Source organism: Stenotrophomonas sp. FBCC-B152, assembly GCF_059134105.1.
Genome location: NZ_CP101442.1, coordinates 2,988,666 through 3,012,607 on the forward strand (window position 1 = coordinate 2,988,666; position 23,942 = coordinate 3,012,607).

The following is a 23,942-nucleotide window of genomic DNA, read 5'->3' on the forward strand; positions in this document are numbered from 1 at the left end:
CGCCCGGTGCCTTTCGGCACGACCAACGGTCGTGCCCTACCGGCGTGTACACGACACAGTGCCGTGTACCGCCGGTTTTTCTGCTTAGAAGCTGCCGCTGACGGTGGCGAACAGGCTGATGTCGCGCGCCCGCTTCTGTGCCGCGGTGGTGCTCATGCCGACATTGCTGTTCAGGCCGAACAGGCTCATGCGCGCACCCAGCACAGCGGTGGCGTAGTTCTTGTCGAACTCCAGGCCCGGCACCTTGTACATGCCCACGTCCGGCATGGTCTGCAGCCAGGCGCTGGCCTGCTTGCCGTCTTCGAACTCGTGGTCGTAGGTGAGCTGCGCGTACGGCTTGATGCTGCCGCCGTCGAAGCGGGCCTGCCAGCCGATGCGGCCCACGGTGGAGTCGGCGTCCTGGTTGGCGTAGCCCAGCGCAGTGGCGCTCGGGTTGGATTCCTCGTAGCCATCCAGCTTGACCTGCTGCCAGATCACCGCAGCCACCGGGCCGTGGCGGAAGCCGCCTTCGGTGCCGAACTCGTAACCGGCGTTCAGGGCGGCGGTGAGGTTGCTGCCTTCCGGGGAACCGGTGTGGGTGCGCTCGGCCGGGCCCAGCTGCACGCGGCGGGTCACGTCGTAGTCCAGCCAGCTGTAGCTGACCTGGCCGGTCACCCAGGTGTTCTCGCCATACCAGCCGGCGAACAGGCCCAGGGTGGTGTCGGACTGGGTGAAGTCGCCCTTGCTGTTGCCGAAGTCGGCATCCATGCGGCCGTAGCCGGCGAAGCCGCCGACGACCATGCCGTCATGGGCCCAGTCGATGCCGAACAGGCCGGCCGGGGCCAGGCCGTCGTACAGGTCGGCGTGGTCGTAGCGCTGCATGTCGCCACGCAGGCCGCCCCACCAGCTCAGGCCATCGGCCGGACGGCCGTCGAGGTGCCCGCTGACCTGGTCGGCGCGTGCACGGCCCACGGTCTGCGCGCTGTGGGTCAGGATCTGCTGGTTGCGCGGGGCTTCCAGGATCGACAGGGTGTACTCACCCAGCATCTGGTGGGTGGCGGTGGTCGGGTGCACGCCATCGGCGAACACGTAGTTGTTGGCCGCGTTCGGGTTGACGTAGGCGGTCGGGTTGCAGGTCAGCGACGAGGCCGTGGTGCAGGCCGGGCTGGTGACGTTGACGAAGCCGTAGGTGCCCGGGCTGGCGACGATTTCCTGCAGGATGTGGAAGGTATCCACCGGGATGACCTGCAGGCCGGCGGCCTTCAGGCCACCGAACAGCGCGTCGTTGTAGGCCTTGGCCAGCGCGGTGCCCTGCGCCATGCCCACCGCGCCACCGGCGCGTGCGGCCGGGGTCAGGCCGATGTCGGGCAGGGTCGGCACGACGATGTACTGCGCGCCGGCGGCCTTGAGGGTGCCCACGATGCCGACCTGGTCGGTCACGGCTGCGCCGAGGGTGGCCTGCAGCGGTGCGCCGGCCTGGATGGCGAACAGGTCATTGGCGCCGCCCCACACGGTGTACAGGGCATTGGCGTCGGCCTTGCCGCCGTTGGCGGCCAGGTACTGCGCGGTCTGGGTCTTGAGCGAGTAGACCGGAATGGCCGGGGTGCCCGGGGCCAGGGTCTGGGTGCTGTCCACGCCGACGCGGGCGCCGCCAATGGCGTAGTTGTCACCGCCCTGGCCGTTGCCGTGGGCAGTGGCGTTGGTGCCGTAATAGTCGGCCACGTACTGCGCCCACACCCAACCCGGGTTGGTGGTGAACTGGCCGGTGACCGGCTGCACGGAGGCCGGCAGCAGCGGGCGGAAGTAGCCCTGGTCGGTCAGGCTGTCGCCGATGAAGATGGTCTTCGAATAGGGCGACTGCGCCATGGCCGGCACAGCGGCCAGGGCGATGGCCACGGCCATCAGGGAACGCAGGGGACGCTTGCTGAGCAGCATGGAAAAAACTCCTTTTTGGGTGATGACGGCCGACGTACGCCGGCGCACGGTGCCATGGTTCCACTGCACCCCGGCGACATCACGCTGCGCTGCGGCATGGCCGGGGCCATGGGCACGCAGACACCAACGGGGAGAGGCCGGGACGGGCATCGGTGGGGGCGCAAGGGTACGCAGAACCGACGACTTTGGGGGACAATCCCGTCATGAACTTCGTCAACTTCACGCTCAACGGCGACTCCCGCCAGCTTCCGCAAGATTCCACCGTCCTGGACCTGCTGCAGGCCGAACACCTGACCGAGCGCCGGGTGGCGGTGGAGGTCAATGGTGAGATCGTGACCCGCAGCCTGCACGCGACCCACGCGCTGCGCGAAGGCGACCTCGTCGAGATCGTGCACGCGCTGGGCGGCGGCTGACGGTGCGACCGCCCGGGCCGGCCAACGGTCGGCGCTACCGGTGCATGCACGATCCGGACAGGAATGGCCTGGTTGGGCGATAATTCCTCGCATGACTGCTCATTCTTCCCCCGATTCGCTGGTGATCGCCGGCAAGACCTACGCTTCCCGGCTGCTGACCGGGACCGGCAAGTTCAAGGACCTGGATGAAACCCGCATCGCCACCGAGGCGGCCGGGGCCCAGATCGTGACCGTGGCGATCCGCCGCACGAACATCGGGCAGAACCCGGGCGAGCCGAACCTGCTGGACGTGCTGCCGCCGGACCGCTACACCATCCTGCCCAACACCGCCGGCTGCTACACCGCCGAAGATGCGGTGCGTACCTGCCGGCTGGCGCGCGAACTGCTCGATGGCCACAACCTGACCAAGCTGGAAGTGCTGGGCGACCAGAAGACGCTGTACCCGGACGTGGTGCAGACCCTCAAGGCCGCCGAAACGCTGGTCAAGGACGGCTTCGAGGTGATGGTCTACACCTCCGATGACCCGATCCTGGCCAAGCGCCTGGAAGAGATCGGCTGCGTGGCGGTGATGCCGCTGGCCGCGCCGATCGGCTCGGGCCTGGGCATCCAGAACAAATACAACCTGCTGGAAATCATCGAAAGCGCCAAGGTGCCGATCATCGTCGATGCCGGCGTGGGCACTGCGTCGGACGCGGCCATTGCGATGGAGCTGGGCTGCGATGGCGTGCTGATGAACACCGCCATTGCCGGCGCACGCAACCCGGTGCTGATGGCCAGCGCGATGCGCAAGGCGGTTGAAGCCGGGCGCGAAGCGTTCCTGGCCGGGCGCATTCCGCGCAAGCGCTATGCGAGCGCATCTTCGCCGGTGGACGGGTTGATCGGCTGATGACCAATCCCTTCGACAGCGCTGGCGCCAAGGCGCCGCCCAAGCCCTTCACCGTTACCGAAGGCCGCCGCGAGGTGCGCAGCTTCGTGCTGCGCCAGGGCCGCTTCACCCCGGCCCAGCAGCGTGCGTTCGATGACCGCTGGCCGCGCTTCGGCCTGGACTTCACCGGCGAGCCGCGCGATCTGGATGCCACCTTCGGCCGCGATGCGCGCAAGGTGCTGGAAATCGGCTTCGGCAACGGCGCCGCGCTGCGCTTTGCCGCGCAGCAGGATCCGAGCCGCGATTACATCGGGCTGGAAGTGCACGCCCCCGGCGTGGGCCGCCTGCTCAATGCACTGGCCGACGACAACGCCGACCACGTGCGCCTGTACCACCACGATGCGGTGGAGGTACTGGAAAAGGAAATCGCCGATGGCGCGCTGGATGAAGTGCGCATCTATTTCCCGGACCCGTGGCACAAGAAGCGCCACAACAAACGCCGCCTGATCCAGCCGGCGTTTGCCGAACTGCTGGTGCGCAAGCTGCGCGTGGGTGGCCGGCTGCACTGCGCCACCGATTGGGAAGACTACGCCGAGCAGATGTGGGAGGTGCTGGACGCCACCGCCGGGCTGACCAACCGCGCCGGTCCGCGCGGCCAGGTCGAGCGGCCGGAATGGCGGCCGCAGACGCACTTCGAAACCCGCGGCCAGAAGCTTGGCCACGGGGTGTGGGACCTGCTGTACGACCGTACCTGATCCCCTTCCAAGGAACCGCGTTACCCCATGGACACCACGCTGACGCTGACCACCGACATGAAGCTCGTCCTGGGGCTGGTCGGCTTCACGATGGCGATGTTCCTGTTCGAGCGCATCCGCGCCGACGTGGTGGCGCTGGTGGTGCTGGTGGTGCTGGGCGTGACCGGCCTGATCGCGCCGGAGGAAATCTTCGGCGGCTTCTCCGGTAACGCGGTGATGAGCATCATCGCCACCACCATCCTCGGTGCGGGCCTGGACCGCACCGGGGCGCTGAACCGGCTGGCGGCCTGGCTGCTGCGGCGCGGGCATGGCGTTGAGACGCGATTGTTGATGATGACCACGGCCATTGCCGGGTTGAATTCGTCCTTCATGCAGAACCCGTCGGTGATGGCGCTGTACCTGCCGGTGGCCTCGCGGCTGGTGGCACGCACCGGGCTGACCCTGCAGCGCCTGCTGCTGCCGATTGCCGCGGCGATCGTGATGGGTGGCGCGCTCACGATGGTGGGCAATTCGCCGCTGATCCTGCTCAACGATCTGTTGGCGTCCGCGAACAACAACCTGCCTTCGGGCCTTGCCACGATCGAGCCGCTGCGCATGTTCGCGCCGCTGCCGATCGGCCTGGCACTGCTGGCCGCATCGCTGCTGTACTTCCGCTACTTCGGCGACCGCAAGCTGGTGGAAGAAGAGACGCTGGCCAACGATGGCGTCACCCCGGCCCGCACCGAAAGCTACTTCGCCAAGACCTACGGGATCGAGGGCGATGTGTTCGAGCTGGTGGTCAGCGCCGAAAGCCCGCTGGTGGGCATGACCCTGGGCGAGGCAGAGAACCTGCACGATGCGCCGCTGATGCTGGCGCTCAAGACCGGCAACGATACCCGGCTGGCACCGCCGGCGGAAATGCGGATCTGGGTGGGCAGCGTGCTGGGCGTGATGGGCAGCCGCCAGCAGGTGGGTGATTTCGCCCAGAACCAGTTCCTGCGGATGTCTTCGCGGTTGAAACACCTGGGCGACCTGTTCAACCCCAGCCGCGCGGGCATTTCCGAGGCGGTGATTCCGCCTACGTCCGAGGTGATCGGCAAGAGCGCTTCGGACCTGCGCCTGCGCAAGCAGCGCGGCATCAGCCTGCTGGCGATCAACCGCGACAAGCAGGTGATCCGCGAGGACGTGCGCAACGTGCCGCTGCGCGCCGGCGACATGCTGGTGTTCCACAGCATCTGGACCGACCTGGCGCAGGCGGCCAAGAGCCGCGACTTCGTGGTGGTCACCGATTACCCGAAGGGCGAACAGCGCCCGCACAAGTTCAAGATCGCCATGTCGATCTTCGCCATCACGATCCTGATCGCGCTGACCTCCAAGCTGCCGGTGGCGCTGACCCTGATGACCGGCGTGGCCGGGATGCTGCTCACCGGCGTGCTGCGCATGGACGAGGCGTACGCCTCGATCAACTGGAAAACGGTGTTCATGATGGCCGGGCTGATTCCGCTCGGCTGGGCCATGGACAGCAGCGGCGCGGCGGCCTGGGTGGCCGGGCACACCATCGACCGCCTGCCCACCGGCATTCCGGTGTGGGTGCTGGAGATTGCGCTGGCGCTGCTGACCACGGTGTTTTCACTGGTGATCAGCCACGTGGGCGCGACCATCGTGATGGTGCCCATTGCGGTGAACCTGGCCCTGGCGGCCGGTGGCAGCCCGACCGCGTTCGCGCTGATCGTGGCGCTGTCGGCGTCCAACAACCTGATGACCGCGTCGAACCCGGTGATTTCGATGATCACCGGCCCGGCCAACTACACCCCGCGCGAACTGTGGCGGGTGGGCGCGCCGTTGTCGTTGATCTACACCATTGTGGTGGTGGCGATGATCAACGTGATGTTCTGAGGAACACCTGGCCGTCGCGCACGTCGAGTGCAACCGCGCGCAAGCGGTCGCCCTTGCAGGGGCCGGCCACGCAGCTGCCGTCAGCCAGCGAGAACGATGCGCCGTGCGCGGCGCAGACCAGGTCGCCGGCCTTGCTCTTGAGGAACTGGCCCGGCGCCCAATCCAGCCGGCGGCCGGCGTGGGGGCAGATGTTCAGCCAGCCGCGCACATCGTCGCCCTCGCGGTACAGCACCAGCGACTCGTGGTCGCCGTCGATGCATCCCTCCACCTCGGCAAATCCCCCGTCGACAATACGTTCCAGCGCGATCAGGGCAGTGGCGGAAGCATCGGAAACAGACATGGAAACAGGATCCAGAGCAGGGTGCGTGATTGTCTCACGCCGTCATCTGGCTGGCTCCGCGATGAACACAAGTCATTGATTTCAAATAAACGCAGGCGCCGTTTAACGAGTTTTTCACTCAATGACATAGCGCTGCCGGGATACTGACATCTCGCTGACTTCAGCCAAAGAACCGCCATGTACAACCGCTTCCAGTTCAACCAGTTCCGCTCCCTGTTTGCGCCGCGCAAGCCGCGCCATCCGTTGGTGCGCGTTGCGGTGGGCCTGTTGGGCTTGGCAATCCTGGCCGCCCTGGTGTTCGTGGGTGTGTTCGTGGGCGCGGCGATGATCATTGCCGGCGTGGCGTGGAAGCTGCTGGCCTCGCGCAAGCAGGCCGCGCGTGCGGCTGATCCGCAGGTGGTGGAAGGCGAGTACCGCGTGGTGCGCAAGCAGGCGTTGCCGCTGTCGCGTTGAGTGGGTCCGCCGGGTTTGCCCGGTTTGCCGACTGACAGTCGGCGCTACCGCCGGGATTACAGTCGGCACCACGTCGGGATTACACTCGTGCGACCCCTTTCCACAGGACGCGCGCATGTCTGATGTAATCCCGGCCCCCGAACAACCCCGCATTCCGGTCGCCGGTGGCGGCACGTTTCCGGTGCGCCGCATCTACTGTGTCGGGCGTAACTTCGCCGACCATGCCAAGGAAATGGGCGCTGCCGTGCCCGCCGCCGATGACCGCGGCCGGCCGATGTTCTTCAGCAAGCCGGCCGATGCGATCGTGGTTGGCCATGACGATGTGATCCCCTACCCGCCTTCTACCCAGGACCTGCACCACGAGGTGGAGCTGGTGGTGGCGATTGGCCGTGATGCGCCCGCCGGCGAACTGCCGGTGGACCAGGCCGAGGCGCTGGTGTTCGGCTACGGCGTGGGCCTGGACCTGACCCGCCGCGACCTGCAGGCCGCGGCCAAGGCCAAGGGCCACCCGTGGGATTCGGCCAAGGGCTTCGATCATTCCGCGCCGGTCAGCGAACTGGTGCCGGCCGGTGAAGTGGGCGATCTTGCCGCGCTCAACCTGTCGCTGGAAATCAATGGCGAAGTGCGCCAGCAGTCGCTGCTGGACCAGATGATCTGGAACGTGCCGGAGATCCTGCACGAGCTGTCCAAGCTGTGGGCACTGCGTGCGGGCGACCTGGTATTCATGGGCACGCCGGCGGGCGTGGCCGCACTCAAGCCGGGCGATCGCTTCAGCGCGCGCCTGGAAAACGTGGCAGAGCGGCACGGCATCATCGCCGGATGACGACACGCGCTGGGTTAGGCTGCGTCGTCCTTTGAAATCCCCGCAACAGGAGAACCCGATGGGAATGCTGACTGAGTTCAAGGAATTTGCCATGCGTGGCAACGTCATCGACCTGGCGGTCGGTGTCGTCATCGGTGCTGCGTTCGGCAAGATCGTCACCGCGCTGGTGGACAAGATCATCATGCCGCCGCTGGGCTGGGCCATTGGCCGGGTGGACTTCTCCGAACTGGCGTGGACGCTGGCGCCGGCACGGCTGGGGCCGGACGGACAGGAAATTCCGGCAGTGGTGATCGGCTACGGCGATTTCCTCAACACGCTGGTGCAGTTCCTGATCGTGGCGTTCGCGATCTTCATGGTGGTCAAGGTGATCAACCGCCTGGCCCGCAAGAAGGAAGCCGCACCGGCGGCACCGGCCGAAGAAGTGCTCCTGCTGCGCGAGATCCGCGACAACCTGAAGAAGTAACGGGTGGTCTACGAAAACCCCGCTTCGGCGGGGTTTTTCGCATTTGGAAAACAGCATCCGCCCAACCATGACCAACCGCCCATGTGCGGCGCAGGCAGGCTGCTAAGCTCGGGGGCTTCCGCCCTGTTCCCCCGGAGTCCGTCCCATGCGTCGCCGCGTCCTTGCCATCGCATCTTCCCTCGCCCTGCTGGCCGCCCCGGCCTTCGCCGCGACGGGCACCACCACCCTGCCGCCGAAATCGCTGGCCACTGCTGCTGAACTGCGCGAGCAGGCCCTGAAGGACGACACCGGCTGGAAGGTGGTCGAATCGCTGACGACCGAGATTGGCCCGCGCATCGCCGGCAGCGAGGCCGATGCCCGCGCCGTGGCCTGGGCCGAAGCCAAGTTCAAGGCCCTCGGTTTCGACAAGGTGTGGAAAGAGCCGGTGACCTTCCCGAAGTGGGAACGCCGCAGTGAACACGCCCAGGTGGTGGGCAAGCACGCGCAGCCGCTGAGCATCACCGCGCTGGGTGGCAGCCCGGGCGGCACGGTCGAGGCCGAGGTGGTGCGCTTCGCCGACCTGGCCGCGCTGCAGGCCGCGCCGGAAGGCTCGCTCAAGGGCAAGATCGCCTTCGTGGATTACCAGATGACCGCGTACCGCGATGGTCGCGATTACGGCAAGGGCGGCGCGGTGCGCAGCAAGGGCCCGTCCGAGGCGATCCGCAAGGGTGCGGTCGGCTTTGTGATGCGTTCGGCCGGTACCGATTCGCACCGCGTGCCGCATACCGGCATCACCCGCTTCGACGACGGCCTGACCCCGGTGCCGTCGGCGGCGCTGTCGGTGCCCGACGCCAACCAGCTGGCGCGCCTGGTCGCGCTGGGGCCGACCAAGGTGAAGCTCAGCCTGGAATGCGGCTGGGATGGCACGGCCACGTCGTACAACGTGATCGGTGAGATCACCGGGCGCAGCCTGCCCAAGGAAGTGGTGGTGATTGGTGGCCACCTGGATTCGTGGGACCTGGGCACCGGTGCGATCGACGATGGCGCCGGCGTGGCGCTGACCATGGCCGCCGGGCATCTGATCGGCCAGCTCAAGCAGGCGCCCAAGCGCACCATCCGCGTGGTGGCCTTCGCCAACGAGGAACAGGGTCTGTACGGTGGCAAGGCGTACGCCGAAGCGCATGCCAAGGACATCGTGCTGCACCAGTTGGCCGCCGAGAGCGACTTCGGTGCCGGCCGCATCTATGCGTTCAACACCGGTTCGCCGAACCCGGAAGGCTCGCGCGAGGCGACCGCCCAGATTGCCGAGGTACTCAAGCCGCTGGGCATCGAGTACGTCCCGGACAAGGGTGGCCCGGGCCCGGACATCGGCCCGCTGGCGGCCAAGGGTGGCGCGTGGGCGTGGCTGGCGCAGGACGGAACCGACTACTTCAACCTGCACCACACCGCCGACGACACGCTGGACAAGATCGAGCCGGCAGCGCTGGCCCAGAACGTGGCGGCGTACACGGTGTTTGCCTACCTGGCGGCCGAAGCCGATGGCAATTTCGGCAGCGAAGCCAAGGCCACCACCCCGCCGAACGAATGACGGCGGGAAAACGCCGTCATCCGGTAGCAGCGGACCGTGGGTCCGCTGCTCCAAGCCCCCTTACCGCAACCACACCGAGTTTTCTGGCACGGTGATGTAGTTGGGGCGGTACACCGGATCCTTGCCGGCACCGCGCGAGGCTTCGTAATCGCGTAGTGCGGCCAGGGCCGGTTTCTGCAGCAACAGCAGCGCGATGATATTGAGCCAGGTCATCAGGCCCACGCCGATATCGCCCAGCGACCACGCCACCGTGGCGCTGTTCAACGCCGAATACAGCATGGCGCCGAGGAAGCCCAGCCGGAACAGCGCCATCACCCATGGCGAGTTGCGGTTGCGCAGCAGGTACACCACGTTGGTTTCGGCCGTGTAGTACAGCGCCAGGATGGTGGTGAAGGCGAACGGCAGGATCGCCAGGGCAATGAACGAACGCCCGAAGCCCGGCAGTGCCGATTCCACCGCCTGCTGCACGAAACGCGGCCCCGCTTCCAGCCCCGGTACGTTGGCCACGATCCACTGCGCCGGTGCGGCCGGGTCATGCACGTTGTAGGTGCCCGCCGAGAGGATCAGGAACGCGGTGGCGCTGCACACCACCATGGTGTCGATGTACACCGAACAGGCCTGCACCAACCCCTGCTTCACCGGGTGCGAGACTTCCGCCGCTGCGGCCGGATGCGCACCGCTGCCCATGCCGGCTTCGTTGGACATCACGCCACGGCGCACGCCCCACTGGATGGCCGTGCCGATCATGGCGCCGAACGCGGCGTCCTGGCCGAACGCACTGCGCAGGATGATGCTGAACATCTCCGGCACCGCATCCAGGTTCAGGGCCATCACCACTGCGGCCACGACCAGGTAGCCCAACGCCATGAACGGCACGATGACCTGCGCGACCTGCGCGATGCGGCGCACGCCGCCGAAGATCACCATGGCCACCACGGTGCCGATGCCTGCCGCCGTGATCCAGCCCGGCGCGCTCCATGCCTCATCGAGCGCACTGACCATCGCGTTGGATTGCGTACCGGGCAGCAGCAGCCCGCAGCCGATCACCGTACTGATCGCGAACAACACCGCATACCAGCGCTTGCCCAGGCCCTTCTCGATGTAATACGCCGGCCCACCCCGGTACATGCCGTTGCTGTCGCGCTGCTTGTAGATCTGCGCCAGGGTGGATTCGACGAAGGCGCTGGAGGCACCGAGGAAAGCGACGATCCACATCCAGAAGATCGCCCCCGGCCCGCCGTAGGCAATGGCCATCGCCACGCCGGCGATGTTGCCTACGCCGACACGGCTGGACAGCGACAGGCTCAGTGCCTGGAACGAGGACACGCCCGCAGCCGAACTGCGCCCCTGGAACATCAGTTTGAGCATCTCCGGCAGGCCGCGCAGCTGGATGAAGCGGGTGCGCACGCTGAAGTACAGGCCCACCAGCAGGCACAGCCCGACCAGCGCCGGACTCCAGACGATGCCCAGCAGGCGGGCGACGATGTCATCGAGGCCCATCAGAAGAACATGCCCAGGGCGACCTGCGGGTTGATGTAGCTGCCGGTGTTGCGGCCCGCGACGGTGAACTCCACGCCGGCAATCAGCCCGACGCTGGGACTGAAGTGGTACTGCACCGCCGGTGCGAGGGTGACGTTTCGGCTGCCGGGGCGACGCTCATCGATGCGCAGCAGGGTGCCATCGGCAGCGGGCGCGTAACCGCTCAGGTGGCGGTCGCTCTGGCGGCTCACCGCGAACTCGAACACGCCTACCCACTTCGAGTTGAAGCTGTACTCGCCGGCGGCGGACAGGCCGATCAACGAACCCGGTGCGATGTTGCCGCGGAAGCCATCGGGGGTGCCGTACACGCTGTGGTCGTTGATCGCCACGCGCGCCGGTGCCGGGCTGGCGCTGAGCTGGCCGCGCCAGCGCAGCGGGCGGCCATTGGGCAGCCACACCACCTGCTGCATGCCCAGCCCGAAGGTGGTGCGCTGCACGCCGTCGCCCTGGGCGTTGAGCGGGTTGCCGTCGATACGGTCATAGCTGCCGGTGGCGTAGCGCTGGCTCAGCGAGACCGAAATGGCCGGGCGGGTGCCGTCTTCGTTCGGCGCCTGCAGCAGGTACTGCACCATGGCGGTGGTGTCGCCGGCGCGGAAGCCACGGCTGCGGTCGCTGCCGGTTTCGGCACGCAAGGCGCTGAGGTTGACCTGCGCGGTCACGCGCTGGCCCAGGCCGTAGGCGATCGGCACCACGGTCAGCCACGCGGCGCTGCGGCCGTCGCTGTCATGCCGGCGGCCTTCGCCGTCGAAGTAGCGGTCGCTGTCGATGCGGACCAGGTACGGCTCGATGAAGAGGTTGCCCTTGGGCATGCCGGCCGGGTTGGGGGTGATCAGCGGGCCCATGAAATTGACGCCGTCGAGCGGGTGCTCGGCAGCCTGTGCGGCAGCGGGCAGCAGGCCGGCGATCAGGGCGAAGGAAATCGGGCGCAGGGAACGCAGCGCATCGAATGTCATGGAATGCCTCCTTGGTGACAGAGTGATGCGGCAGGCCAATCCGCCGCACCGGCAATCTGCACAGGAAGTCATCTCGGAAAAATCGGTAAATCACGCGAATCTCGCGTTCTGTGCGCGGGCGCACGCATGAAAATGCCTATCACGCCAACCCCATTTTCCAGCGGGTTTTCCGCATGAAACGCGCTTCCGGATTTCCATCACGCGTGGCCCGGAACGTCACTGCGCGCACACGTCGCAGGCGCCCATGCGCAGGCCCGAAATGTCGCACTCCGCCTCTGCGCGTCGCGAAAGCGCATAAAAAAAACCCGGCCAAGCGGCCGGGCTACCGGGATTCGTCACACCCCACGCGGTGAGCGCCACGGAACAGACCGTGATCCGGACAACGGCGCCGCACTGGGTGGGTGTCTCTCCTCACCTACACAGTACGGCGCCGCGTTGCACTGTGACGCAGCACGAACGCCGCGCACCATGCGAAAAATCCGAATCCACCGTAGGCACGACTTCTTTGGAGAAGTCGATCACATCACGCAGGGCAGCGCGCAAGCGTTACCCGAAGTTACCGCTGTGCATACCAGTGCGACAGCAACACCGCAGTGGCGGATGCCACGTTGAGGCTTTCCACCGCACCACTGCCGGGAATGGACACCTGCATATCGCAGGTCTGTGCCAACGCGCGGTCCATGCCCTCGCCTTCGGCACCCATCACATACACCAGCCGCGCCGGCAGCGTGGCCTTGAACAGATCCGCGCCGCCTTCCACCAGCGTGGCCGCCAGGCCGAAGCCGCTGGCACGCAGTGCATGCATCGCCTGCGGCAGTGCCGGCAGGCGCACCAGCGGCACCGCTTCGGCGCCGCCTTCTGCCACGCGCGCGGCCGCACCGGACAACGCCAGCGTGGAATCGGGCGGCAACAGCAGCCCGGCCACGCCGAAGTGCGCGGCCGAACGCAGGATGGCGCCGAAATTGTGCGGGTTGCCCACGCCATCGAGCCACAGCGCCAGCGCCGGCGTGTCGGCCGGCAGGCCGGCCAGCCATTCGCCCAGTTCCAGCATCGGCGCGCGCAGCACGTCGGCCACTACGCCTTCATGGTGGGTGGTGGCGGCGAGCTTGTTGAGGTCGCCTTCTTCCACCACGCGGTAGCCCACGCGGTTGGCCACGCACCACTTCAGCATTGGCTGCAGGCGCGGAATCAGCGCCTCGGCCAGGTACAGCTTGCGCAGTGCCTGCGGGCGGCGCTCGAACAGGGCCTGCACGGCATTCCAGCCGTACAGGCGCAGCTCGTCGTTGCCCCGCCCCGGCGGTGGCGGGGTGCCGCCGTCACGCGGCGGCAGCGGGGTGGCCCGCGGCGGTCGCGAGGAGGGGCGGCGGGCGTTTTTCCAGGGGTCATTCACTACGGGACTGCTCCAGCTTGCGGTGTCGCCAGAAATCGGCGTTCTTGATGCCCAGGGCATCGGGGTCGAAAGTCGGGTCCAGGCCGAGCTTCTTCTGGCGCTCGTAATCGCGCAGGGCGATCAGGGCCGGTTTCTGCACGATCAGGATCGCGATGATGTTCAACCAGGCCATCAGGCCCACGCCGATGTCGCCCAGCGCCCACGCCATCTTGGCGTTGTGGAAGGCGCCGAACACCACCATGCCGATGATGCCCAGGCGCAGCGCCAGCACGGTGAGCGGGCGCTTGCGGTTGTGGTTGAGGTAGCTGAGGTTGGTTTCGGCCATGTAGTAATAGGCCATGATGGTGGTGAAGGCGAAGAAGAAGATCGCGATGGCCACGAAGCCAGAGCCCCAGCCCGGCAGCACGGTTTCCACCGCGGCCTGGGCGTAGCCCGCACCTTCGGCCACGCCGGCCAGGCCGGCGAACACCGGCTCGGCGCCCGGCGTGGGCGAGTACACGTTGTAGGTGCCGGCCGCCAGGATCAGGAAGGCGGTGGCGGTGCACACCATCATGGTGTCGAAGTAGATGGCGAAGGCCTGCACGTAACCCTGCTTGGCCGGGTGCGAGACTTCCGACGCGGCGGCCGCGTGCGGCCCGGTACCCTGGCCGGCTTCGTTGGCGTAGATGCCGCGCTTGACGCCCCACTCCACCGCCAGGCCCATCATCGCGCCGAAGGCGGCGTGGGCGCCGAAGGCGCTGCTGAACACGGTGCGGAACATGTCCGGCACGCGATCATAGTTGAGGATCATGATGACGATGGCCATCAGGATGAAGCCGGCGGCCATGAACGGCACCACCACTTCGGCGAAGTTGGCGATGCGCTTGACGCCGCCGAAGATCACCACGCCCAGCAGCAGCGCGACCACGATGCCGATGCCGAGCTTGAACGCCTGCACTGATTCCATGCCCATGAACTGGCCGTCCAGCGGACCGCACAGGGCGCCGCCGCGGCAGGAATTGATGATGCTGTCGGCAATCGCGTTGGCCTGCACGCCCGGCATCAGGAAGCCGGCGGCGATGATGGTGGCCATGGCGAAGGCCATGGCGTACCACTTCAGGCCCATGGCCTTTTCGATGTAGTACGCCGGGCCGCCACGGTAGCGGCCTTCGGCATCCTTGGTCTTGTAGATCTGCGCCAGGGTGCACTCGACATACGAGGTGGAGGCACCGAGGAAGCCCATCACCCACATCCAGAAGATCGCACCGGGACCGCCGAAGGCGATGGCGGTGGCCACGCCGGCGATGTTGCCGATGCCCATGCGGCCGGCCATGGACATGGCCAGGGCCTGGAACGAGGACACACCGGCTTCGGACTTTTCGCCCTGCACGGTTAGCCGGCACATTTCGAAGAAGCCGCGCAGCTGCATGAAGCGGGTGCGCACGCTGAAGAACAGGCCGGCAGCCAGGCACAGGAAGATCAGTGCCTTGCTCCAGATGATGCCATTGATGAAATCAACTACTGCTTCCACGCGCTCTCTCCAGTCGGCGGAAAATGAAGGACGTCCCGTCGGCTGGAGGGGACCGGGTCGATTCTCCACGATCGGGCGCCAGCCCGATAGGGCCGATTTACGGGGTGCGGACCTTGGCAAACCGCCGCAGGTCGTGCAGCTGGCCGCGCTTGAAGACCGCACAGCGGGCGGTGCCCTCTTCCTGGAACCCGTTGCCGAGCAGCACCCGGGCCGAGCCTTCGTTGAAATCCAGCACTTCGGCCTGCAGCCTGAACAGGTGCAGCTCGTCCATCACCCAGGGGGCGAACAGGCCCACCACGCGAGTCATCCAGCCCTGCCCCCAGTACGCGCGACCCAGCCAGTAGCCCAGCTCGGCGGTGTGCCCGCGTTCGGCCACGCCCGGTTGGGCCCCGATGCTGCCGCAGGCGGCGCCGTCGATCTCGATGGCCAGGTTCAGCGTTTCCGGGGCAAGGATCCGGCCGCCGAGGAAGGCCTCGCCGTCGTCCCGGGTGTACGGGAACGGGAAGCGGTCGCGCAGCCCGCGCGAGACCGCCTCATCGTTGGCATGCCGCAGCAGCGCCTCCAGATCGTCGCTGCGCCAGGGGCGCAGCACGAATCCGGGGCCTTCCAGCCGCAGCGGCCGGTCAGGCATGGCCACCGACCGAAGGCGTTTCGGCTTCCTGCTTTTCGAGCTCTCGCGCCACCGCTTCCGGCGAACGCGTGTACGGCGCCAGCAGCGAATAGAACGCCGGGACCACGAACAGTGACAGGAAGGTGGACACGGTGACGCCGAAGATCACCACGATGCCGATGGTGCCGCGGCTGGCCGAACCGGGGCCACCGGCCACCACCAGCGGGATCGCACCGACCACGGTGGCGATGGAGGTCATCAGGATCGGGCGCAGGCGCACCATGGCCGATTCGACGATGGCGCGGTGCACATCGCGCCCTTCATCGCGCAGCTGGTTGGCGAACTCGACGATCAGGATGCCGTTCTTCGCGGCAAGACCGACCAGCATGACGATGCCGATCTGGCTGAACAGGTTGATGGTGCCCCCGCTGACATACAGGCCCAGCAGCGCGCCGAGCACGCCCAGCGGCACGGTGAGCATGATCACCAGCGGGTGGATGAAGCTTTCGAACTGTGCGGCCAGCACCAGGTACACCACCAGCAGGGCCATGGCGAAGGTGAGCAGCACCGCGCTGCCGGCGTTCTGGTATTCGCGCGATTCGCCCTTCCAGTCGATCTGCGCGTGCTGCGGCAGTTCTTCGCGTGCGGTCTGCTGGGCCCAGGCAATGGCTTCGCCAAGCGGGTAGCCCGGGGCGAGACCGGCGCTGATGGTGATCGCGCGCAGGCGGTTGAAGCGGTTGAGGTTGCCCGCTTCGGCCACTTCGCTGAGCGTGACCAGGTTGGACAGCGGCACCAGCTCACCATTGGTGGCGCGCACGCGGATGGCGGCGAGGTCGTCGGGCGAGGCGCGGCCTTCGCGGCCGGCCTGGACCAGCACGTCGTATTCCTCGCCGTTGTCGACGAAGGTGGTGACGCGGCGCGAGCCCATCATGGTTTCCAGCGCCGAACCGATCGCGGTGACCGACACGCCGAGGTCGGCCGCACGCTGGCGGTCGATGTTCACCCGCATCTGCGGGCGGGTTTCCTTGTAATCCGAATCGGGGCCGACCAGGCCGGGGTTGTCGGCCATGCGCTCGAGCATGCGGTCGCGCCACTGCGCGATTTCGGCGTATTCGGGCCCGCCCAGCACGATCTGGAACGGCTGGCCGCCACTGCGCACCAGTCCGCCACCGACCTGGGTGCGCACGCGCACGCCACGGATGCCATCGAGGTCTTTCTGCAGTTCGGCCGCCACTTCCGGGGTGGCGGTGGCGCGCTCGCGCCACGGCTGCAGGAACACGCTGATGCGGCCGGTGTGCATTTCCTCGCTTGCACCGAATCCACCGGGCACGCGCGGGTTGGCGCGCACGATCGGCTTGTCGGCGCCGACGTAGCCGGCCACGATCTTTTCCACTTCCTGCACCTGGCCCACGGTGTAGTCGTAGCCGGCGCCTTCCGGGCCGTCGATCATGATCTGGAACGAGCCACGGTCTTCGGCCGGGGCCAACTCGGAGGGCAGCAGTTTCAGCAGCAGGGCGCTGGCGGCCAGCGACAGCAGCATCACCGCGACATAGATCCAGATCTTGCCGACGTGCTGGTCGAGCACGCGGCCGTAGGCGGCCGAGACGCGGTCCAGGTTGCGGTTGATCAGCCCGTGCAGGCCGCGCGGCGGCTGGCCGGTGTGCGGCTTGAGCAGCTTGGAGGCCATCATCGGGGTGAGCGTCAGCGATACGAACGCCGAGAGCGCCACGGCGGCGGCCAGGGCCACGGCCAGTTCGCGGAACAGGCGGCCGGTGTTGCCTTCCAGGAAACCGACCGGCAGGAACACGGCGACCAGCACGGCGGTGGTGGCGATGACCGCGAAGGCCACCTGTGCGGTGCCGCGCTTGGAAGCCACCAGCGGTGGCTCGCCCAGGTCGATGCGGCGCTGCACGTTTTCGACCACGACGATGGCATCGTCCACCACCAGGCCGATACACAGCACCAGTGCGAGCAGGGTCAGCAGGTTGATCGAGAAGCCGAACGCATACAGGGCGATGAAGGCGGCCACCAGGCAGACCGGCACGGTCACCGCTGGAATCAACGCGGCGCGGAAACTGCCCAGGAACAGCCAGATCACCGCCAGCACCAGCAGCATGGCTTCCACCAGCGTGGCGTACACGCGGTCCACGGCGGCTTCAATGAAGGTGGTGTTGTCGAAGGCCACGAAGATGTGGGTGCCTTCGGGCAGGGTCAGCCCGACCCGTTCGGCTTCGGCGCGCGCGGTGCGCGCCACGTCCAGCGAGTTGGCGGTGGAGGTCTTGACGATGCCCAGGCCGATGCCGGGTTCGCCGTTGCTGCGGTAATACGCGCGGCGTTCGGAGGAGGCCAGTTCGATCTTGGCCACGTCGCCCATGCGCACCACGTACCCATCGGCGCCCTTGCCGAGCGGGATGGTGGCGAAGTCTTCGGGCTTTACGTAGTTGCGCTCGACGCGCAGGGTGAAATCGCGGTCGGCCGATTCGATGCGGCCGGCCGGCAGTTCGACGTTTTCGTTGCGCAGCGCGGTTTCCACATCGCCCACGGTCAGGCCGCGCGCGGCGAGCTGGTCGCGGTCGAGCCAGATGCGCATGGCATAGCGCTGGCGCCCGCCGATGCGGACCTGGGCCACGCCATCGAGGCTGGAGAAGCGGTCGACCACGTAGCGGTCGGCGTAGTCGCTCAGCTCCAGCGTGTTCATGCTGGAGGAGGTCATGTTGAACCAGATGATCGGGTCGGCATCGCTCTCGACCTTGGCGATTTCCGGCGGGCGCGCCTCTTCGGGCATGCGGTCGGCGACGCGGCTGACGGCGTCGCGCACGTCGTTGGCGGCCGCTTCGATATCGCGGTTGGAGGTGAATTCGATGCTGACCTGGGCGCGGCCGTTGGAGCTGCGCGCGTTGATGGTGTCGATGCCTTCGATGCCGGCCAGGGCATCTTCCAGCACCTGGGTGATGCGGCTTTCGATGACGGCCGCCGAGGCGCCGGTGTAATCGACCGAGACCGAGACGATGGGCGGGTCGATCGCGGGCAGCTCGCGCAGGGTCAGGCGGGTGAACGACATGATGCCCAGCACGACCAGCAGCAGGCTCATCACCACGGCAAACACCGGCCGTTGGATGGAGATGTTGGAGAGCTTCATCCGGCGTTGCCCACGGGCGCAGCGGCAGCGGTCGCGCCGGTCGGGGCGCGGGTGGTGCCGGCCGGGGCCGGATCGGTGGCCTTCTCCGCGGCCGGGCTGACGGCCGGGGTGGCGGGCGCAGGTGCAGGCGTTGCAGCCGGCGCGGCGGTGTCATTCACCTTCAGGCCGGGACGCAGCTTGCCGGTGCCGTCGACGACGATGCGCTCGCCGGCCTTGAGCCCTTCGCGGATTTCGACGACGCCGGAGCGGCGCGCGCCGCTGACCACGTCGACACGCTCGACCACGTGGTCGGGTTTGACGCGGAACACGAAGGAGTCGCGGCCGACCTGGACCACGGCGATTTCGGGAATGACCAGCGCCTGGCGTTCGGGGCGGAACATGCGCACGTCGAGCAGCATGCCCGGGCGCAGGGCGTGGTCGGCGTTGATGAAGTCGGCGCGCACGGTGACGGCGCGGGTGCCGGGATCGACGCGGGTATCGATGGTGGCGACGTCGCCTTGGAAGGTGCGGCCCGGGTAGGCGACGCTGGTGGCGCTGACCTTGTCACCCTTGGCCAGCGAGGCCAGTTCGGCTTCGGGCACCTGGAAATCGACGTGCATGCGTTCGATGTCGTCGAGGGTGGCGATGACGGTGGTGGGGGTGACCAGCGAGCCTTCGCTGACCTGGCGGATGCCGAGCACGCCGGCAAACGGGGCGCGCACGCGGCGGTCGCCGATGTCGGACTGCATTTCGCGCACGCGGGCTTCGGCGGCATCGCGGATGGCGCGCTGGGTGTCGAGGGTGGCGCTGGCGACGAGCTGCTGGGCGGCCAGCTCGCGCTGGCGCTTGTACAGCTGGTCGGCTTCGGCAAAGGTGGCCTGGGCCTGCAGCAGGGCCGCTTCCTGGGCCTGGCCGCGCAGGGTCACCAGCGGCGTACCGGCGGAGACCTGCTGGCCGCTGTCGAAGTGCACGGTTTCGATGATCTCGCTGACCTTGGCGGTGATGGTCACCGACTCGCGGGCTTTGGCGGTGCCCAGTGCCTGCAGGGTGTCGCTCCAGGCGGAGGTCTGCACCACCTGGGTGGTCACCGGCACGACGTCGGCCTGCCGGCGGGCGGCTTGGTCCTTGCTGCCACACCCGGCCAGGATGACCAGGCCGAGGCCGGCAATGATGCGTGCGGTGATGCGTCCCGACATGAAGTACAGCCCTTGATGTTCCACGACCGGCAAGTGTAGCCACGACCTGCGTCAGGCATATGTGCCAAGCGTTTACCGGCACCTTCACACCACCCGGTGACACGCGCAACCCCTTTCGTGCTGGGGCCTGCGGGGCATGTAACGGCATGTGTCAACGCATGTCGGATTGCGTCTCCACGGGTACGGGCGGGTATCGACCAAACGTCGACACCCGCCGCGCGCGGTTTTACCTCAGTACCGGTAATTCACCTTCATCCAGACCGTGCGGCCGGGCTCGTTGATGCGTACCGGATCGGCGGGGAAGCCGAAATCGGCGCTGCCGGCGAGGTTGAGGTGCTCGCTGTAGGCGCGGTCGAACAGGTTGTCCACGCCTGCGCTGAGCTGGAGTGCATCGCTGATGCGGTAGCCGGCGTTGAGCGCGAGCGTGGCGAAGCCGGCGCTTGGGCCAAGGTCACGCGCGACCACGTTGCCCTGCCCCGGCGCGACGCGGTTCTGGCGGGTCACTGCGCGGGCCAGTGCGCCCGCACTCCAGCGCGCGCCTTCCCAGCCTGCGCTCAGGCGTGCTTCCAGCGGCGGCATCTGCGGCAGTGCGCCGCCGTCGGTGCGGTTTTCGCCCCAGGCGTAGGCCAGGGTGCCGCCGAGTTTCCAGCCCTGGCCGAGCGCGAACTCGGCACCCGCTTCGGCGCCGGCAATGCGCGCATCGATGTTGCTGGCCTGGGTGCTGCTGCCCATCATGCCGCCGTCGCGGTAGGTGAACAGGATGTAGTCCTGGAGGCGCCCGGCGTACGCCGACACCCATGCGTTGACCCGCTCATCCCGGTACTGCAGGCCGATGTCGAGCTGGGTGGTCTTTTCCGGCTGCACTGCGCTGAAGGCATTGACGCTGCCGGCCGGCCCCATGTCCGGCGAGAACAGCTCCCAGTAATCGGGCATGCGTTCGCTGTGGCCGATACCGGCGTAGGTGGTCAGCGCGCTGCTGATGTCCCGCTCGAAACGCAGGAGGCCACTGCCCAGGTCTTCGCGGCGGCGCTGCCCGGCGGTCGGGTTCGGCATCGCCATCATGCCGGTGGTGGCGCGTTGGTCGGTGACTTCGGCGCGGTCAATGCGCAGCCCGCTGACCCAACGTTGCGCGGTGCCTTCGCCAAGCGTGATCTCGGTGAACACGCCCTGGTTCTTCTGGCGTGCGTCGGTGGACCATGGCGTGAGCCGGTAGGTGTTGCGGCCCATGCCGTTGCGGCTGCGGTGGCGGCTGTCGAGCGCGTCCACGCCGGCGACGATGGCGATGTCCTGCCAGCGCCATTCGGAGGCGATGCGACCGCCGGTGGTCCGGCGATCGACATTCGAGGCCATCGGCATGGGCATGCTGCTGGCCGGGTTCGGGTCGCGCAGGGTGTAGTTGTCCATGACGTGGTCGGCGTCGTTGTAGTACACGTTGGCCTGCAGCTTGTCCCACGCACCGGGCAGGTTGTCGCGCTCGAAGCGCGCGGCGTAGCTGGTGCGCTTGAACGCGGCGCCATCCATGCCACGCCCGGCATAACGCGCGATGGCATCGCCGGTGCCGGCGGACAGCTCCAGCACGGTGTCCGCATCCGGGGTCCAGCCCACGGCGACATCGCTGTTCCACTTGCGCCACTTCGACGGCACCACGTCGCCATTGCCGTCCTTGTAGTCGTCCGCTTCGGAACGATTGCCGTTGACCCGCACGTAGCCCTGCGAGGCACCGGCGGTGAGGTCAAGCACCTGGTCGTTGCGGTTGCGCGAGCCGACCAGCGCGCTGGCATCCAGGTCGATGCCCGGGGCGTCGAAGCGCGGGGTATCGCGCTCGAAGCGCACCGTGCCCGCGGAAGCGCCGGCGCCCCAGCGCACGCTCTGCGGGCCCTTGATGATGGTCAGGCGGTCGAAGGTTTCCGGGGCGATGTAGGACAGCGGATTGTCCATGCGCGAGGGGCAGGCACCGATCAGGTTGCCTTCGTTGCTGACGATGTTCAGGCGCGAACCGAACATGCCGCGCAGCACCGGGTCGCCGTTGGTGCCGCCATTGCGGATGGCGGCAAAGCCGGGCACGGTCTTGAGGTAATCGGCACCGTCGCTGGCCGGCACCGGCTGGCGCGGCAGGCGGGGGTCGGTGACCCAGTGCAGTGGCGACGAAGGGGCGCTGGCGGTGACCACCAGGGTATCGAGGGTGCGCGCGTCGTCGCGCTCGGCGGCCTGCAGCGGCAGCGCGGCCAGGGCAAGCGACAGGGAAACAGACAGGCGCGTCATTGCGCCCGCGCTGCGGGAGGAAAGCTTCATGGTGGAACTCCGGAAAACGCACAGGCGCGCGGCGCCATCACGGCGTCGCGCAGCAGGAAAATGAAGGGGCGGTTTCAGGCGTGAAGCGGGGGACCGCGGGCGGCGTGGGCCGGCCAGCGCAGGCTGCGCGGCGTGGCGACGCTGCGCAGCACCGGCGGGGCGATGACCGCCAACGCCGGCAGCAAAACGAGCAGCACTGCCAGCCACGGCATCAACCGCGAGGCCATCATGCAGTATTCGCAGGCCTCGCCATGGCCGGCATGCGGGTCGATCGGGGCAGCGGGTTCGGTGTGCGCCGTTGCGGTGGCATGGCCTGGCATGTCGTGCATGGACATGTGGTGCATCGCCATGTCATGCGTCGCGCTGTCGCTTGCCGCCATCACGTGCATGTCGTGGTGCGACATGCCGGAATGCGGCGCGGGGTCAATGTCGGCCGCGCCGGGGGGCATGACGTGCGCCATGCCACCGGGCATCAGCATCACCGACGGGCCCTGGGCCTGCTGCCAGCGGCTGACCAGTGGCGCCAGCGCCATCAGCAGCGTCGCCACGAAGGCGAGCTGCAGCAGGACGGCAAACGGGCGGCGACGGCGGTTCACCGCGCGATTGTAGCGGCCGGTTTACGCGCGCACGCCGCTGAATGGGCGCCTGCGACCAAGCGTCGCAGGGACGGCGTGACGACCAACGGTCGTCACCTACCGGGGCGCGGATCGCTGGGGATGCGTGACGACCAACGGTCGTCACCTACCGGGTTTCGGACCGGTAGCGCCCGACCGTTGGTCGGGCGACCTTAGACCGTGATGGTCTGGGTCAACGATTCCCACGTCGGCGGCAGCGGCCAATCGGCTTCCTGGTTGCCGTCGATGACCCGGCGCAGGTCGCGGGTGTCGATCTGCGGGGCAAGCACGTGCACCAGTTCCAGCGCGTAATCGCGCAGCACGCGGTCGCGCGGCAGCACGGCCCAGGCGATGCATTCGTCGATCGGCGCCGGCGCCGGCCACGAGCGCAGGTCTTCATCGCCGGCATTGACCGCCATTTCGGCCAGCAGGCCCACGCCCAGCCCGGTACGCACATAGGTCTTGATCAGGTCCGCATCCAGCGCGGTCAGCGCGATGTCCGGGGTCAGCCCCGACGCGGCGAAGGCACGCTGCAGCGAGGAGCTGCCGCGGGTGGAGGATTCGTAGCTGATCAGCGGCTGGGTCGACAGCGCCTGCAGGTCCGGCGCGGCACCGGGGCGGTCGAGCGGGTGGCCGCGCGGCACCAGCACCAGCCGGCGCCAGCGGTACAGCGGAATGGCGATGCCGGCGGTGGGTTCGGCACCGGCGGTGCTGATGATGGCGATATCCGCATCGCCCTGGCTGAGCAGGTCCAGCGCGTCGCTTTCGGCGGCCTGCTGCAGGTGCACGCTGACCTGCGGGTAGGCCTGCTTGATGCGCGCCACCGCCGGCGGCAGCACGAACCGCGCCTGGGTGTGGGTGGTGGTCAGGATCAGCTGGCCCTGGCTCTCGCGGCGCTGGTTGGCCGCGTAGGTACGGATGTTGTTGGCTTCGGACAGCACCGCGCGGGCGCGGCCGATCACTTCCACGCCGGCCGGGGTCACCGCTTCCAGGCTGCGGCCCTTGCGCACGAACAGCAGAAAGCCCAGTTCATCTTCCAGCTGCTTGAGCTGCTTGGACAGGCCGGGCTGGGTGGCGTGCACCCGGGAGGCCGCCAGCGTGATGTTGAGCTCGGCGTCGGCGATGGCGACCAGGTAACGGAGTTGGGTCAGCGTCATGGGCGTGCGCGCAGCAGGAAGGAAGGGGGTCAAGCCGACTGTAAGGCAGTTGCCGTCACCAGCTTATAACCAAATGTTGTTTATGAAGGTAATCA

At 67.7% G+C, this 23,942-nt stretch carries 20 protein-coding genes; 8 read left to right on the plus strand and 12 right to left on the minus strand.

The features are described from left to right. Positions 1-84 precede the first annotated feature (84 nt). Entirely contained in the window at positions 85-1,914 is a 1,830-nt protein-coding gene (locus NMB40_RS13800; protein ID WP_494358778.1) for an autotransporter outer membrane beta-barrel domain-containing protein, read from the minus strand. Between the two features lie 203 nt (positions 1,915-2,117). Between NMB40_RS13800 and thiS the strand changes: the two genes are divergently transcribed. From thiS to NMB40_RS13820, 4 genes are all read left to right on the plus strand, one after another. Further along, on the plus strand, positions 2,118-2,327 hold the full coding sequence (thiS, locus tag NMB40_RS13805) for a sulfur carrier protein ThiS (protein ID WP_448143431.1): 210 nt from the start codon (positions 2,118-2,120) through the stop codon (positions 2,325-2,327). Positions 2,328-2,418: 91 nt separating this feature from the next. Beyond that, positions 2,419-3,213, plus strand: coding sequence for a thiazole synthase (locus tag NMB40_RS13810; RefSeq protein ID WP_282247727.1), 795 nt, complete (start codon positions 2,419-2,421; stop codon positions 3,211-3,213). Beyond that, entirely contained in the window at positions 3,213-3,947 is a 735-nt protein-coding gene (trmB, locus tag NMB40_RS13815; RefSeq protein ID WP_093533695.1) for a tRNA (guanosine(46)-N7)-methyltransferase TrmB, read from the plus strand. The genes NMB40_RS13810 and trmB overlap by 1 nt, the downstream gene beginning before the upstream one ends. Positions 3,948-3,974: 27 nt before the next feature. Beyond that, positions 3,975-5,822, plus strand: a complete 1,848-nt coding sequence (locus NMB40_RS13820; RefSeq protein WP_282247726.1) for an SLC13 family permease — start codon at positions 3,975-3,977, stop codon at positions 5,820-5,822. Here NMB40_RS13820 and NMB40_RS13825 read toward each other — a convergent pair. Then, a complete protein-coding gene (locus NMB40_RS13825) occupies positions 5,806-6,162 on the minus strand; it encodes a Rieske (2Fe-2S) protein (RefSeq protein ID WP_494358779.1) in 357 nt (118 codons plus the stop codon). The genes NMB40_RS13820 and NMB40_RS13825 overlap by 17 nt on opposite strands. Positions 6,163-6,339: 177 nt before the next feature. Between NMB40_RS13825 and NMB40_RS13830 the strand changes: the two genes are divergently transcribed. The 4 genes from NMB40_RS13830 (at position 6,340) to NMB40_RS13845 (ending at position 9,468) form a co-directional block, all read left to right on the plus strand. Continuing rightward, positions 6,340-6,615 carry a hypothetical protein gene (locus tag NMB40_RS13830; protein WP_093533692.1) on the plus strand — a complete coding sequence of 92 codons (276 nt, stop codon included), beginning with the start codon at positions 6,340-6,342 and terminating at the stop codon, positions 6,613-6,615. 115 nt (positions 6,616-6,730) lie between these two features. Beyond that, positions 6,731-7,438, plus strand: coding sequence for a fumarylacetoacetate hydrolase family protein (locus tag NMB40_RS13835; RefSeq protein ID WP_282247724.1), 708 nt, complete (start codon positions 6,731-6,733; stop codon positions 7,436-7,438). Positions 7,439-7,496: 58 nt separating this feature from the next. Continuing rightward, positions 7,497-7,901, plus strand: a complete 405-nt coding sequence (gene mscL / locus NMB40_RS13840; RefSeq protein ID WP_282247723.1) for a large-conductance mechanosensitive channel protein MscL — start codon at positions 7,497-7,499, stop codon at positions 7,899-7,901. 145 nt (positions 7,902-8,046) lie between these two features. Beyond that, on the plus strand, positions 8,047-9,468 hold the full coding sequence (locus tag NMB40_RS13845) for a M20/M25/M40 family metallo-hydrolase (protein WP_494358780.1): 1,422 nt from the start codon (positions 8,047-8,049) through the stop codon (positions 9,466-9,468). Between the two features lie 60 nt (positions 9,469-9,528). Here NMB40_RS13845 and NMB40_RS13850 read toward each other — a convergent pair whose 3' ends face one another. The 10 genes from NMB40_RS13850 to NMB40_RS13895 form a co-directional block, all read right to left on the minus strand. Continuing rightward, on the minus strand, positions 9,529-10,968 hold the full coding sequence (locus NMB40_RS13850; RefSeq protein WP_448143434.1) for an alanine/glycine:cation symporter family protein: 1,440 nt from the start codon (positions 10,966-10,968) through the stop codon (positions 9,529-9,531). After that, the gene (locus NMB40_RS13855) at positions 10,968-11,960 is read right to left on the minus strand and encodes a hypothetical protein (RefSeq protein WP_494358781.1); all 993 of its coding nucleotides are present in this window, start codon (positions 11,958-11,960) and stop codon (positions 10,968-10,970) included. The genes NMB40_RS13850 and NMB40_RS13855 overlap by 1 nt, the downstream gene beginning before the upstream one ends. A gap of 556 nt (positions 11,961-12,516) precedes the next feature. Beyond that, the gene (locus tag NMB40_RS13860; RefSeq protein WP_494358782.1) at positions 12,517-13,350 is read right to left on the minus strand and encodes a TrmH family RNA methyltransferase; all 834 of its coding nucleotides are present in this window, start codon (positions 13,348-13,350) and stop codon (positions 12,517-12,519) included. Continuing rightward, complete coding sequence (locus NMB40_RS13865; RefSeq protein ID WP_494358783.1) at positions 13,343-14,860, minus strand: alanine/glycine:cation symporter family protein; 1,518 nt, start codon at positions 14,858-14,860, stop codon at positions 13,343-13,345. Before NMB40_RS13865 ends, NMB40_RS13860 begins: the two co-directional genes overlap by 8 nt. Before the next feature lie 97 nt (positions 14,861-14,957). Beyond that, positions 14,958-15,491: a GNAT family N-acetyltransferase gene (locus tag NMB40_RS13870; RefSeq protein ID WP_494358784.1), complete on the minus strand. Its 534-nt coding sequence runs from the start codon at positions 15,489-15,491 to the stop codon at positions 14,958-14,960. After that, a complete protein-coding gene (locus NMB40_RS13875; RefSeq protein ID WP_494358785.1) occupies positions 15,484-18,609 on the minus strand; it encodes an efflux RND transporter permease subunit in 3,126 nt (1,041 codons plus the stop codon). The genes NMB40_RS13870 and NMB40_RS13875 overlap by 8 nt, the downstream gene beginning before the upstream one ends. Beyond that, on the minus strand, positions 18,606-19,784 hold the full coding sequence (locus tag NMB40_RS13880; protein ID WP_494358786.1) for an efflux RND transporter periplasmic adaptor subunit: 1,179 nt from the start codon (positions 19,782-19,784) through the stop codon (positions 18,606-18,608). Before NMB40_RS13880 ends, NMB40_RS13875 begins: the two co-directional genes overlap by 4 nt. 231 nt (positions 19,785-20,015) lie before the next feature. Further along, a complete protein-coding gene (locus NMB40_RS13885) occupies positions 20,016-22,076 on the minus strand; it encodes a TonB-dependent copper receptor (protein ID WP_494358787.1) in 2,061 nt (686 codons plus the stop codon). 74 nt (positions 22,077-22,150) lie between these two features. Continuing rightward, the gene (locus tag NMB40_RS13890; RefSeq protein WP_494358788.1) at positions 22,151-22,672 is read right to left on the minus strand and encodes a DUF2946 family protein; all 522 of its coding nucleotides are present in this window, start codon (positions 22,670-22,672) and stop codon (positions 22,151-22,153) included. Between the two features lie 191 nt (positions 22,673-22,863). After that, a complete protein-coding gene (locus NMB40_RS13895) occupies positions 22,864-23,847 on the minus strand; it encodes a LysR family transcriptional regulator (protein ID WP_068853844.1) in 984 nt (327 codons plus the stop codon). Between the last annotated feature and the right edge of the window lie 95 nt (positions 23,848-23,942).

What these genes read in the sequence shown, in the direction of transcription:
- NMB40_RS13880 (WP_494358786.1), bottom strand. Translation starts at nt 19,784, where the DNA reads ATGTCGGGACGCATCACCGCACGCATCATTGCCGGCCTCGGCCTGGTC.
- NMB40_RS13850 (WP_448143434.1), bottom strand. Translation starts at nt 10,968, where the DNA reads ATGGGCCTCGATGACATCGTCGCCCGCCTGCTGGGCATCGTCTGGAGT.
- NMB40_RS13855 (WP_494358781.1), bottom strand. Translation starts at nt 11,960, where the DNA reads ATGACATTCGATGCGCTGCGTTCCCTGCGCCCGATTTCCTTCGCCCTG.
- NMB40_RS13825 (WP_494358779.1), bottom strand. Translation starts at nt 6,162, where the DNA reads ATGTCTGTTTCCGATGCTTCCGCCACTGCCCTGATCGCGCTGGAACGT.
- NMB40_RS13810 (WP_282247727.1), top strand. Translation starts at nt 2,419, where the DNA reads ATGACTGCTCATTCTTCCCCCGATTCGCTGGTGATCGCCGGCAAGACC.
- mscL (WP_282247723.1), top strand. Translation starts at nt 7,497, where the DNA reads ATGGGAATGCTGACTGAGTTCAAGGAATTTGCCATGCGTGGCAACGTC.
- NMB40_RS13830 (WP_093533692.1), top strand. Translation starts at nt 6,340, where the DNA reads ATGTACAACCGCTTCCAGTTCAACCAGTTCCGCTCCCTGTTTGCGCCG.
- NMB40_RS13835 (WP_282247724.1), top strand. Translation starts at nt 6,731, where the DNA reads ATGTCTGATGTAATCCCGGCCCCCGAACAACCCCGCATTCCGGTCGCC.
- NMB40_RS13885 (WP_494358787.1), bottom strand. Translation starts at nt 22,076, where the DNA reads ATGAAGCTTTCCTCCCGCAGCGCGGGCGCAATGACGCGCCTGTCTGTT.
- thiS (WP_448143431.1), top strand. Translation starts at nt 2,118, where the DNA reads ATGAACTTCGTCAACTTCACGCTCAACGGCGACTCCCGCCAGCTTCCG.
- NMB40_RS13875 (WP_494358785.1), bottom strand. Translation starts at nt 18,609, where the DNA reads ATGAAGCTCTCCAACATCTCCATCCAACGGCCGGTGTTTGCCGTGGTG.
- trmB (WP_093533695.1), top strand. Translation starts at nt 3,213, where the DNA reads ATGACCAATCCCTTCGACAGCGCTGGCGCCAAGGCGCCGCCCAAGCCC.
- NMB40_RS13845 (WP_494358780.1), top strand. Translation starts at nt 8,047, where the DNA reads ATGCGTCGCCGCGTCCTTGCCATCGCATCTTCCCTCGCCCTGCTGGCC.
- NMB40_RS13800 (WP_494358778.1), bottom strand. Translation starts at nt 1,914, where the DNA reads ATGCTGCTCAGCAAGCGTCCCCTGCGTTCCCTGATGGCCGTGGCCATC.
- NMB40_RS13895 (WP_068853844.1), bottom strand. Translation starts at nt 23,847, where the DNA reads ATGACGCTGACCCAACTCCGTTACCTGGTCGCCATCGCCGACGCCGAG.
- NMB40_RS13820 (WP_282247726.1), top strand. Translation starts at nt 3,975, where the DNA reads ATGGACACCACGCTGACGCTGACCACCGACATGAAGCTCGTCCTGGGG.
- NMB40_RS13870 (WP_494358784.1), bottom strand. Translation starts at nt 15,491, where the DNA reads ATGCCTGACCGGCCGCTGCGGCTGGAAGGCCCCGGATTCGTGCTGCGC.